This window comes from Pseudomonas sp. 02C 26 (genome assembly GCF_002843585.1).
In the GTDB taxonomy this organism is placed as follows: domain Bacteria; phylum Pseudomonadota; class Gammaproteobacteria; order Pseudomonadales; family Pseudomonadaceae; genus Aquipseudomonas; species Aquipseudomonas shirazensis.
Genome location: NZ_CP025262.1, coordinates 1778421 through 1790684, shown reverse-complemented (window position 1 = coordinate 1790684; position 12264 = coordinate 1778421). Strand labels below are relative to the sequence as shown.

General features: G+C 54.6%; 11 protein-coding genes. 7 read left to right on the top strand and 4 right to left on the bottom strand.

The features are described from left to right. Window positions 1–38 precede the first annotated feature (38 nt). Window positions 39–908, bottom strand: a complete 870-nt coding sequence (locus CXQ80_RS08160; RefSeq protein ID WP_101318284.1) for a LysR substrate-binding domain-containing protein — start codon at window positions 906–908, stop codon at window positions 39–41. Between the two features lie 112 nt (window positions 909–1020). Between CXQ80_RS08160 and CXQ80_RS08155 the strand changes: the two genes are divergently transcribed. Together CXQ80_RS08155 and phnX are read left to right on the top strand one after the other, a co-directional pair. Further along, on the top strand, window positions 1021–2151 hold the full coding sequence (locus tag CXQ80_RS08155) for a 2-aminoethylphosphonate--pyruvate transaminase (RefSeq protein ID WP_101318282.1): 1131 nt from the start codon (window positions 1021–1023) through the stop codon (window positions 2149–2151). Window position 2152: 1 nt separating this feature from the next. Then, window positions 2153–2980: a phosphonoacetaldehyde hydrolase gene (gene phnX / locus CXQ80_RS08150; protein WP_101318280.1), complete on the top strand. Its 828-nt coding sequence runs from the start codon at window positions 2153–2155 to the stop codon at window positions 2978–2980. A gap of 8 nt (window positions 2981–2988) precedes the next feature. Here phnX and CXQ80_RS08145 read toward each other — a convergent pair whose 3' ends face one another. After that, a complete protein-coding gene (locus CXQ80_RS08145; protein ID WP_101318278.1) occupies window positions 2989–3549 on the bottom strand; it encodes an NADPH-dependent FMN reductase in 561 nt (186 codons plus the stop codon). Between the two features lie 157 nt (window positions 3550–3706). Between CXQ80_RS08145 and CXQ80_RS08140 the strand changes: the two genes are divergently transcribed. After that, the gene (locus CXQ80_RS08140; protein ID WP_101318276.1) at window positions 3707–3925 is read left to right on the top strand and encodes a hypothetical protein; all 219 of its coding nucleotides are present in this window, start codon (window positions 3707–3709) and stop codon (window positions 3923–3925) included. Window positions 3926–3976: 51 nt separating this feature from the next. Here CXQ80_RS08140 and dnaQ read toward each other — a convergent pair whose 3' ends face one another. Continuing rightward, window positions 3977–4714, bottom strand: a complete 738-nt coding sequence (gene dnaQ, locus CXQ80_RS08135) for a DNA polymerase III subunit epsilon (RefSeq protein WP_101318274.1) — start codon at window positions 4712–4714, stop codon at window positions 3977–3979. A gap of 68 nt (window positions 4715–4782) precedes the next feature. Here dnaQ and CXQ80_RS08130 point away from each other — a divergent pair, with 68 nt between their 5' ends. The 4 genes from CXQ80_RS08130 to CXQ80_RS08115 are packed head-to-tail and all read left to right on the top strand — an operon-like array spanning window position 4783 to window position 10147. Beyond that, window positions 4783–6060: a tyrosine-type recombinase/integrase gene (locus CXQ80_RS08130; RefSeq protein WP_157831734.1), complete on the top strand. Its 1278-nt coding sequence runs from the start codon at window positions 4783–4785 to the stop codon at window positions 6058–6060. Continuing rightward, window positions 6057–7685 carry a hypothetical protein gene (locus CXQ80_RS08125; protein WP_101318270.1) on the top strand — a complete coding sequence of 543 codons (1629 nt, stop codon included), beginning with the start codon at window positions 6057–6059 and terminating at the stop codon, window positions 7683–7685. The genes CXQ80_RS08130 and CXQ80_RS08125 overlap by 4 nt, the downstream gene beginning before the upstream one ends. Further along, the gene (locus CXQ80_RS08120; RefSeq protein WP_101318268.1) at window positions 7678–9756 is read left to right on the top strand and encodes a hypothetical protein; all 2079 of its coding nucleotides are present in this window, start codon (window positions 7678–7680) and stop codon (window positions 9754–9756) included. The genes CXQ80_RS08125 and CXQ80_RS08120 overlap by 8 nt, the downstream gene beginning before the upstream one ends. After that, window positions 9737–10147: a hypothetical protein gene (locus CXQ80_RS08115; RefSeq protein ID WP_101318266.1), complete on the top strand. Its 411-nt coding sequence runs from the start codon at window positions 9737–9739 to the stop codon at window positions 10145–10147. Before CXQ80_RS08120 ends, CXQ80_RS08115 begins: the two co-directional genes overlap by 20 nt. Window positions 10148–10354: 207 nt before the next feature. Here the strand turns inward: CXQ80_RS08115 and CXQ80_RS08110 are convergent, their stop codons facing one another. After that, a complete protein-coding gene (locus CXQ80_RS08110) occupies window positions 10355–12202 on the bottom strand; it encodes a P-loop NTPase fold protein (RefSeq protein WP_178080757.1) in 1848 nt (615 codons plus the stop codon). Window positions 12203–12264: the final 62 nt, after the last annotated feature.

The window sequence follows — 12264 nt, the reverse complement described above, 5'->3', positions numbered from 1 at the left end:
GCCACTCTGAGCTGTAACTGACTGACCCTGCCGGTCTCTCAGGGGGCCACGGCAAGTTCGATAAAGGCCTGGATCAAGCGCAACTCACGACGCCGCTCGAGGCAACCCAGCATGTGTTGATTGAGCAACCCGTCGCCGGCCAGCGGCCGAGCCACCACCCGCGGATCATGCGCGACTTCCATCGACGAGACGATGCCAATACCCAGTTGCGCCGCAACTGCCTCGGTTACCGCCTCGCGGCTGTCCAGCTCAAGCAGCACCCGCGGCTGCAGCCCCGCCTGAGCGCAGGCGCGGTCAAACGTGCGGCGGGTAATTGAAGTAGGCTCGCGCAACACCATGATCTGTTTGTCCAGAGCCTCCAGCGGCAGCGCCTGCGCAGCTGAAGCTGCCGCCCATCGGTGCGCAACCGGCAGCAATGCGCATAGTTGCGACTGGCCAAGGCTACGCAGATAGAGCCCCTTGCGCGGCTCAACTTCGGTAAGCACTGCGACATCGGCATGTTCGCTAAGTAGCGCCGCCAACGTTTCCTGAGCGTTGCCCAAGCGCAGGTTGACGGTGATACCGGGATAACGAGCGCGTAACTGGGCAAGCATTGGCATGACCCGGTGCGGCCCATCGGCGGCCACCTCCAGGCGCCCGGTCAGCAACTGGCGGTTGGCCTCAAGCATAGTCTGCGCCTCTTCGGCCAGGCCGAACATCGCGCGGGTAATGGCCGCCAGCCGCGTGCCTTCTTCAGTCAGTTCCACCCGTCTGGCGGTACGCCGCAGCAAGGTGATCTGGTAGTGCTCCTCCAGCGCCTTGACGTGCCCGGTCACCGCCGGCTGGCTGATGAACAGACGTGCTGCGGCGCGGGTAAAGCTGCCTTCACGGGCAACAGCATCAAACGCACGTAACTGGAACAGGTTCATAGCTATCGGCCTGACTTATGACTGGCATAACAACAAACAATTTGATTGATAGCCCGCCCAATTGCAACCTTGACCTCGCAGTCTCAGCCCACCGCTTGCGAGGATTCACGCAATGAGCAATGCCCCGATTCTGCTGACCCCAGGCCCCCTCACTACCTCTCTGCGCACCCGCCAAGCGATGCTGGTGGACTGGGGTTCCTGGGACCGTGATTTCAACCAACTCACCGCCAGCGTCTGCGAACAGTTGTTAGCCATTCTCGATGCCAGCGCCAGCCATCACTGCGTACCGTTGCAAGGCAGCGGCACCTTCGCCGTAGAAGCGGCCATCGGCACACTGGTACCGCGCGACGGCAAGGTGCTGGTGCTGATCAACGGCGCCTACGGTCAGCGCCTGGCCAAAATCTGCAAAGTGCTTGGCCGTCGTTACAGCACCTTCGAAACCGCCGAGGACCAGCCCACTACCGCCGCCGATGTCGAACGGCTGCTGGCAGCAGATGCCGAACTTACACACGTGGCGCTGATCCACTGCGAGACCAGCACCGGCATCCTCAACCCGCTCAAAGCCATCGCCGATGTAGTGCATAGCCATGGCAAACACCTGATCATCGATGCGATGAGCTCGTTTGGCGCATTGCCGATCGACGCTCGAGAAGTGCCGTTCCAAGCGCTGATCGCCGCTTCCGGCAAATGCCTTGAGGGCGTCCCCGGGATGGGCTTCGTGTTCGCGGAAAAAGCCGCCTTGGCAGCCGCCGAGGGTAACTGCCAATCGCTGGCCATGGACCTGTACGACCAGCATGCCTACATGGCCAAGACCGGCCAGTGGCGTTTTACCCCGCCTACCCACGTGGTCGCCGCCCTGCACGAGGCACTCAAGCAATACACCGAAGAAGGCGGCCTGCAGGCCAGACACCAGCGCTACGCCGACAACTGCCGGACGTTGCTCGACGGTATGGCGGCGATCGGCCTGCGCAGCTTCCTCCCGGCTGCCATTCAGGCGCCGATCATCGTCACCTTCCATGCACCGGCTGATCCACGCTACCGGTTTCAGGACTTCTACGAACGGGTCAAGGCCAAAGGCTTCATCCTCTACCCGGGCAAGCTGACCCAGGTCGAAACCTTCCGCGTTGGCTGCATCGGTGCCGTCGGTGCGCAGGGCATGCAGGCAGCAGTCGATGCCGTGGCCCAGGTGCTGCGGGAAATGCAGGTGCACACCAGCAGTCAACTCTTGAGCGAGGCTCTGTGACATGAACTACACCAACCCAACCCGCCTGCAAGCCGCCATCCTTGACTGGGCGGGTACCGTGGTCGACTTCGGCTCGTTCGCGCCCACGCAGATCTTTGTCGAGGCGTTCGCCGAGTTCGACGTCGAAGTGTCCATTGAAGAGGCCCGCGGGCCGATGGGGATGGGCAAGTGGGACCATATCCGCACCTTGTGCGATCAGCCGGCAATTGCCGAACGCTACCGCAAGGTATTTGGCCGCACGCCAAGCGATGACGACGTGACTGCCATTTATCAACGCTTCATGCCACTGCAAATCGACAAGATCGCCGTGCACTCGGCATTGATCCCCGGCGCACTGCAAACGCTGACTGGGCTACGTGCAGATGGCCTGAAGATTGGCTCGTGCTCGGGCTACCCCAAGGTAGTCATGGACAAGGTGGTCGAGTTGGCCAAGTGCAACGGCTATGTTGCCGACCATGTGGTAGCGACCGACGAAACGCCCAATGGCCGCCCTTGGCCGGCGCAGGCGCTGGCCAATGTGATTGCCTTGGGCATCGATGACGTCGGTGCTTGCGTCAAGGTTGATGACACCGTGCCAGGTATCCTCGAAGGCCGCCGGGCCGGTATGTGGACAGTGGCGCTGGTCTGCTCAGGGAATGCCTTGGGGCTGACCTGGGAGGAGTACCAGGCACTGGATGCGGGCACACTCGCGCGTGAACGGCAGCGGATCCACGCACTGTTTGAAAGCGCGCGACCGCACTACCTGGTCGACACCATCAACGACCTCCCCGAGGTCGTTGCCGATATCAACCAGCGCCTGGCCAAAGGCGAAATGCCCCAGTCCGCGTAGGAGCGGCGTTATACCGCGCGGTTGAGCTTCACCCAGGCTGCAAACTTGTCGATGAATGCCTGCAGGAACGGCCGAGTCTTGTCATTGAGCTTGCCGGCATCATCGAACAGGGTCGCCGCCCCGCCGATATATGCCTCGGGCATCTGCATGCATGGCATATCGAGGAACACCAGGCACTGGCGCACCGCATGGTTGGCGCCAAAGCCACCCACTGCACCGGGCGAAACGCTCACCACAGCCGTTGGCTTGCCGCCCCAGGCACTTTGCCCATAAGGCCGCGAGCCAACGTCAATAGCGTTCTTCAAGCAACCGGGCAGCGAGCGGTTGTACTCCGGTGTGACGAACAGCACCGCGTCACTACGCTTGATCTCGTCACGAAAACGCTGCCAGGGCTGCGGCGCACCGGCACTCTCTACATCTTCGTTGTACAGCGGCAAATCGCCGATCTCGATGATCTTCAAGCTGAGGCTGGAGGACGCCAGCTCACCCAGGGCCTTGGCCACCTTGCGATTGTAGGAATCCTTGCGCAAGCTGCCGACTACAACTGCTACCGAATACACCTGGCTCATGGCGTTTTACAACCTCTGCTGGTTGATGGAGTTAGTAGTTATAGATGACCGTTTTTCGCCGCCGAGGTTTTTTTCCCATTGCAAGAAAACTTCCCGGCGGTTTCACTGGTCTATGACTGCAGACATTTCTCCAATTTTTCAGAGGTTTCCCCCCAAAATGGCAGCAGTACTGGTCGGCCAATTTCACGCCCGTGACGCCGAAGGCCGAATCTACCCCGTGCACGAATTCCAGGAGTCGACCTTTCAGGACGACGGCAGTGCCCATGGTGAACCGATTACCAGCTATCGACTGGCTATTGGCGATCGCGTTCGGCACCTGGGTGAAGATCGCTTCGAGCTGACCCAGAGTGGCGTCGAGATCATCCGCATTCCCTGATTCAGCCTTGCAGCAACCAGCAGGCCACGGAGGGCCCGCATGCAGGCCTGATCAGGCCTCGCTCAGACTCTGCCACAGCGCCGGGCCGCCGGCAGACTTGGCCACCGCCGCGAGACGCTGAGCATGCGCCTCCAGCTCTTCAGCAGAAGCCATCAACACAGGCTGCGGCTGACGCCCGACGATCCGGCGAATCTCACTGCCGTCACTGTCCCTTCCCTTCTCGCCATCAGCACCATGCCCAGCCAGCGACAGGCTGGTCTGGCCACCGGTCATGGCCAGGTAGACATCCGCCAGCAATTCCGAGTCAAGCAACGCGCCGTGCAGCTCACGTCCGGAGTTGTCGATACCGTAGCGTTTGCACAAGGCGTCGAGGCTGTTGCGCTGGCCTGGGTGGCGCGAACGCGCCAGCATCAGGGTATCGAGGATGCCGCAGTGTTTGGAAATGTCGGCGCGATCATGCTGGCCAAGCAGAGCGAATTCGTTGTTTATGAAGCCAACGTCGAACGCCGCGTTGTGGATGACCAGCTGCGCGCCCTGAATGAAGTCGAAGAACTCGTCAGCCACTTCAGCGAAGCGCGGCTTGCCGATCAAGAATGCGTCGGTGATGCCGTGGACGCCAATCGCGCCCTCGTCACTCTCGCGGTCAGGCTGCAGATAAACATGGAAATGGCGCCCGGTCAGGCGCCGGCCCAGCACTTCGACGCAACCGATTTCGATGATCCGATGACCCTCGCCAACCGGCATGCCGGTAGTTTCGGTATCGAGGACGACTATCCTGTTATCTAGCATTTGTAAAAACCTTTCTACCAAAACCACCCATAAGACCAAGTATAACAGGTCTTTCCGGAGATCTCCACTTGCTCACCAAGCCGAGAAAATGTAAAAACCTGTTTACACATCTGCTCACTCAAGAAAACGTAAAAACCATGCAGCTAGCCGTGCTCGACTACATCTCAACGCAGAACGTGCACTTTTCTCAGCTCTGCGATCGAGAGCAAGGCGGCGTACCGTTGTTCTACCCCACCCTGTATGCCGGACAAAGCCTATGGCAACGCAGGCACTCCACCCAGCGAGACACCCTGACATCGATACAGCGCGTGTACGAGTGGGCGCACATGGAAGGCATGGATCTGGATCAGCGCTTTGCAAGCCGCTTGCCCTTGACCACAGCAGAAATTGGCAGACTAGGGGGCTTTCTGATGGTCAATCGAAAATCCACCACCCAAGCCATTTGCCCGGCCAAATTCAACAGCCGCTGCGGACATATCCAACATTACCTCGAATGGCTGGCAGGCTATCTGATTAACCATGCAAATGGCGATATCGCTCGGTCGATTAGCGAGATGATCCAGGCCTTATCCGGGTTGCAGCTACCCACCGGCTCGGAGCATCAGCGTAAGCGCGACACCCTTGCCAAGCACCTTTCTGAGGGCGCGCAGGACGCGCTTTGCCAACTGTTCCAAAACCCTCATGCCCATGTCCGGCGACCTGCAAATCAGCACGCCGCTACGCGTAACGCAGTAATGCTTGAAATTCTCTATGAAACAGGGATGCGATTTGGCGAGTTGCTCAGCCTAAAACTGAAGAATTTCACACCCGCTCGCGGTGGGGACTGTGCCACCTTGCAAATTGATATAAACCATGATGATGAGCTGGACCGACGCCTGCGCCAACCCGTAGCCAAGACGCTAGGCCGTCTTGTTCCGATCACCGAGCAGCTCTCCAAGAAAATTCAAGACTACCTGCGGCTCGACAGAGCCTTAGTCCCCTATGTGGAATTCGGTGACGAACATTTTATTTTCATCAACCACCGCGCAAACGCGACACAAGGCCGCCCCTTGGAAGCAAGCGCGTTTTACAATGCACTAAAGCTGATTCGTGATAAGTATCCTGCTCTGCGTGAACTTCATCCACATTTACTGAGGCACGATTGGAATTATCGATTCTCAAAGTCTGCGCAAGAGCTGGGTTTGAATGAGACGGAAGAAGCGTCGCAGCGCTGCTATCTAATGGGCTGGACCCCCGGCTCACCTATGGCAAACCTCTACAACGAGCGCCACATTATCGAAGGCGCTGCCGAAACCGGCCTTAAAGCTGCCAGCTATGTTACCGACCGGAGAACGCCGCGCTCATGATTACTTCACCCAATCTCATCACGACAACTGAAGCTGTCCAGCCAACCCAACCAAAGCATAATCCATTCATCAATACCAACAACACAGTTTTTATCACCTACCATGACGAGTCCATCGAAGTAGTCGGTGTTGGGCACGCGCCCGCCATGGCGATCTATGAAAATTTGTCCGCAGAAGCGTTCAGTGGCTTTAGTCAAACACTGACCAAAATGTGCACAAGAATCAAATTTTCACCGCCTGTCATCTGGGCGTCTATCAGCGACTTAAACAAGTTACTCATGAGTTTTCCCAGCCCACGGATTACTGAAGACTTCGTACATAGCTTTCAATCATACGCGCACTACGCCCATTGTAATTTCTTTCAAAACATTAAAAGAATTTTGACACAGTGGCATGACCTGGCCCTCCCTGGCGTGGACCCCGAGGCCATAGAGCTTCTCAGACTGCTGCGCCCTCCTGCACCGCTTAGGCCGGCGGGCAGTAAGGTCCAATCAGATGACCCAAATGAAGGCTGGTATACCAATGAAGAGCATGACCTGCTAATTCGTACCCTTTGGCAAGACCTCGAAAAAGGTATCAGCCCATTGGATAAATCTACGCTGTGTTTGCTCTCCGCCCAATATGGCAGGCGCCCTGCTCAATTCGCACGCCTAAAAATCAAGGATCTGCAAGAGCTTGGCGAAACTCAGGGGGTGAAAGGACGCCGGATTGCATTCCCAGCCGCCAAAGAAAGAGGCGTTGCATTCCGTGAGGGCGCGCCTGAGGTGCATCCAATCGCCAACGAGTTGTGGGACCTCTGCCAGCAAGTTGCGAAAAAAACGATTGCAGAGCTTACAGCCTTGACTGGAATTAATTTTACCAAAGAACAGGAGCTGGAACTCCCCCTTTTCAGCTACGGCAATCTGCAACGTCGTGTAGCCATGGTAAAAAAATACGAGCGCACACTCGAATTTATTTACTCCAGTCGACTGTTACATTGCTTCGGCTCATCTACTACACAAGCTATTCGCCGAGATGGATTTGGCACCAAGATTACCTCGGAGAGAACGGGTGAGATTCTGCTAGAGAATGCTTACCGGAATCGCTACACACGCACATGGCAACTTGCACGAGCGGGCGTTCCGATGGCGCAGCTACAGTTTTGGTTGGGCCACAAAACATCCAAGGCCTTGCATGTTTATTATAAGGATCATGCTGAAACAGCGAGAATGCTGCGCCCGATAGATCCATACATGAACCCTATCGTGCGAGCATTCACAGGGCCGATTCGAGACGAAGTTCAAGATCGAACATATGGCAATGACGGAAAGATCAGTCGTATCTCGTTGAATGGACGCGAGTCGACCAACCTTGGGGGTTGTGGTGAACGCACGTTCTGTGCAGCCGGTATTCCTGTTGCGTGCTACCACTGCCCCCATTTCGAACCATGGCTCGACGGACCTCACCATCAAGTGCTGGACATGCTCATAGAGAAAGAAAAAAGGCACAACCTGATTCCCACAGTCGGTAGCGGACGCAATGTACTGGTGACCGTTGACTACGAGCGTGAAAAGGAAGCGGTCATCGAGGTGATTCGTCGTTGTGAAATGCGGAAGCTGATGCTGGAGGACCAGAAAAATGGATAACATCATCTTATTCAAGCCCAAGGCTACGCTAACCGCTGAGAACAATCTGGCACACTATATCGACCAGGCAAAATCAAAAATCACACTGTGGTCGAATTTCGACAGCTTTGCCTGGCACAATCACACGTGGGAAACACCGTTCCGAAGAATTCGTTTTCTTAATCTTGAGAGCCGTCAGCTTCATAAGACCCGAGCGCCGCAGCCCAGTGATCTAATGTCTCACCCGTTTGGAGACTTCGCTAAAGCCTACATACGCTATACCCAGCACATTAAGCCAACGCAGACAGTCTCCCGAAGTATGCTCGCACTTCAATTACTGGAAACGGCGATGATCCGCCTAGACGGCCGAGCCTTCGTCTGTGATGCCCAAGATAGGCATTTTGTGGCTGCCAGCGATCTTCTGTTGGAGAAGAGCATCATGGATCGAAGTGGTGTGGGCAATGCCTTGGAGGCACTTGGAAAGCACATCTCCGTCAACAAGCTGACAACCCATCAGATTCTTTGGACACATTCGTTTTTTGGCAAGAATGCGAACCCTGGAGCACCTCAAAATCTTAGCCGCGAGCAGCATGAAGCAAAGCTGCCGTGCTCGGACGCGATTTGGGCAACGGCTGAAATCTTCGCCAATGGTTACTCTGTTCCACAGGACGATGAGGACATCTTCATCACCTCGACCACGGCATTGCTACTGTCATTTCCTTGCCGTATTAGCGAACTGGGATATTTCAGAACGGTCCCCTACACGTATGAAAATAACAAAAACGGTGAGCCCGAACTGATTTTAAAGGGCTTCGCTCCTAAGACCAATAAATTTATGGCAAAAGCCGTAGTAGAGACTATCGCCCCGATTACAGAAGAAGCCGTCAAGCGCCTTCAATCCATTACCGCCGAGGGAAGAAAGCTTGCCCACTACCTCGAAAGCGGAAGCGACAAATTTTATCGCCACGCCTCCTGCCCAGATGTCGATGACGATGCGCCTCTAACACCTCAACAAGTAGCTGAAGCGTTAGGACTCAAGACTGTCGGCTCCGCAGAGACATTTCTACTTAAATACACAAAAAGCTATAGCCTCACCGGATTCACTCTAAACTCATTGTGGCAAATTGTAAAAAAACACAACATGAAATTAAATCCTGACTTCCCTTACCAGCTACCTTATGAAAAAGGCGCTCACCGCTTGAAGATGTCTGAGGCCTTGATGTGCCTTCGATACAACCAACTGTCGAGTACCTTATCAAGCAGCCCAGTTTTTTTGGTGCCATATAATAGAGACTACTACTCAAAGAGAATGACTAGCAAGCGCATGATGCGCGGAAACAAAGAAATTAGCATGAGCTTTTTCCATAAGCATAACTTTGGAGATATCTCGGTCAACTCGCACCAGTTTCGCCACCTACTGAATACAATTGCTAAGGAGGCGGGCATCTCAATCGAAATGATTACAGAGTGGAGTGCACGTGCTTCGCAACAACAAACCGTTACCTACATGCACGAGGACCCTGCACGAACAGCAAAGAAAATTGCGGAAAACCGCATTCCTGCTGTTCAAATTGCGCACAATCCGATCACTCATGAGGAGTATCGCGCTTCACGCCCCAAAGGCCCTAATATTGTCAACGCTTTCGGCGTATGCTCCCACGATTACACCGTCAGCTACTGCAACAAATTCAAAGACTGCTTGAACTGTTCAGAACTGCTGCTGTGCAAAGGCCACAAACGCTCAATCGAAGCCATTGAATTCGAGCGAGATGCGATTAAAGAAAATTTAGATGCTGCGTTGGCTGACATGAATAAAGGGAACCGCCCAGCGGATCGCTGGTATGATACGCATTTTATGCGCTATCAAGGGTATCTTGCATTGCTCAACGTCATGACTGACCCCGCAATCGCAGACGGGGCGGTGATAAAGAACATCGGCTTGGACTTCAGTCTTGAGCAGCGGATTGTGGAGAAAGTCTCCAGCACTCCTAATTCGCGCCCAGAGCAACTGGATACGTCCAACCTGAGCAATGAAGTCCTGGAATACATGAAATTTATGATGGACGAAAACAATGCCAGCCCCCATTCCTGACAAAATTATCAAGAAGATCGCCAAAGACATTCGTTCATGGCCAGCCGACATAAAACTCACTTGGGACGCGATATGTCAAGCGGCCAAGCTGCACCTGGATTACATCCCAACGAGACAGTCACTCTCGACAAAAAGCATTCTGATCTTTGAATACAGGGCGAAAAAAGAAGAGCTAAACGCCAAAGCCCAAAAAGCACCAAACCGCCCCAAAAACATGACCGTGGCCATGCAGAAAATTCAGACTCTTGAAAAAAACGTCGCATCACTCGAATACCAAAATAGCATGCTGCACGACATGCTCCACCGAATGATTTACAACTCTGCCCAACACAAAATATCGAAAGATGAGCTGATGAAAGCACTACCAACTCCAAACAGAACAAAAAAATAACTCCAGCTAACATTCATAGACGATTACAACCCCGGCAAAACATGCACTTACATACAATGGCACAATACAGAGGACTTTGATCCTCTTACAACTTAGGCGCAGGGTATCTTGTTGGAAGATCAGTGCACGATGGCTACGAGAAGCTCAGCTATGTTAACCTGGAGAAATCGGACGGATAGGACATCCGCCCGAACTGGGTCAGGGTGCTTATACGGAGGGCGCTGGCAGACTGATTCCCTCTCCAATCTTGTCGAAGTAATAAGTCACTCGTTCACGTAGCGCTTGTGCAAATGGTGCCGTGTCACCATCAGCCACTGCGAGCAAGTGTGTCTTCAATCTCTCAACCCACTCGTACTCATCCCTTAGGGATTGGCCGGTTTGGAAATTATGCTCGTATCGCTTTGTGAGCGAAGCGAAAAGCTGGTCGTTCGAGCGAGAGCCGACAATCAGAAGACCTGCTAGTTCTCCAATATCTGCATGGTGTAAAAATGCTACACCGCCATAGTTTTCGTCATCAAGACCGTATTCATACAGTGACGCATAGCTGTCTGGCCCAGTCGCCAGACGCGCCACATAGCTCTGTGCTTTTACCTTCAACTGCCTGCGTAGCGCCTCCGCACTGGCGCCCTTCACCATCGTGTAGATCGAGCTGAATTCTGGGGTGGTGTATGACGAATATCCGAGCCCAACAGCACTCATGCTGTCGAAACCATAAACACCCTTGCTCGGCGTCAACGTACCAGCATCTACCAACCGTGACACGTACTCAGTGAAATACGCCAGTAAGCCCTGCTCCCCCTCAATCAGTTGGTCACCATAACCACGAAGGGTAATGGCTATACCAGCCACATGCAGAATCACACCAGGATGAGTCAGCTTAGTTTCAGCCAGTTCCGCCAAAAGCTTCTTCCTGGCCTTTTCGTACTCCGATTTACTCAAGTGGGACCAATCCCAGAGCAGACGCCAAGCAGGGATTTGAGCGTGCCCGACGACATCCGGGTGACGTGCTAATCCCTCATTGATGGCATCCACAGCGATTTTTCCGCTGAAGAACAGGTCGGCCAAATGCTTTGGACTGACGATAGGATCCGTCCAGCAGACCTCAGGGTAGCGGTTTTTGAGCGCCTCAAAGGCTTGCTCAGTTGGGGTCTTTTCTGATTTCGCGAACAGCCGTCCCATTGAGAATGCCGTAGTTGGAAGCTGCCGAAGCATAGCCTCGCCCAACTCTGCACTGCGGGCTTCTCCCCCTGTCGCAATCATGTACAACAACAGCTGTTTAAGGGCATGTGGTGCAGCGCTCAAGCGCTCGTCCACCACGCCCACCAAACGCTCGTAATCCGCGAGTACGGCGCGCAGGTTACGGTAGTTTGGCCTCTTAGAGGCGTTGAAGGTGGCCAGCAACGCGGCCTTCTCAGCTGAAATGATGTCTTTGGCTATGCTTGGCTTTAGGTCGCCCGTCAGCTTGTCCAAAACTTCAGCAGGATCAGCCTTGACCTCAATGGTCTTGCCCACAAGTTTCTCTTTCTGCCTGCCGTAGTCATCACGCTGATCCTTCGGGATCTCGCTCTCATTAGCCAGGATGATCACCTTGAGCTTCTCATGCTCGACGAGCGTGTTGATGAAGCCCATAACATCCGAGATCTTCATCGAGCAACGCTCCAAGTCGTCGATGACCAAGACCTTGCCATCAAGATTCACGAGCAGGTCCTTCACCATGCCAGAGGCACCTTTAGCCCCAGAAACCTTTTCCACGAACCCGGAAGCAAGATTTCCGAAAAGCTGAAAACCTTTCGAAGTGAGCTGAGGGTGGATCTGTGCGAAGAATTGATCCTTGATTGTCGAAATGGCCGTGACGCCAAAAAGGCTCGCGTACAGGTAGTAAGGCCCTTTGTCTTCGGGCACACGCGTCGACCGGTCGTTCAGATACTTCTTGATGAAGTGGGTCTTGCCAGCCCCCCACGGCGCGGAAAGCATGACGGCGTATTCTGTATCAACAGAATCATCAAGGTAGTAATCCAGCAGTTTGGTTGCTTCGTTGGATTGGCTGCTCGCCACGGCTACAACTCCGGCATGTCTGGTGACGGTTCGGGATCCGCTCCACGCTGGAGCGGGACTTA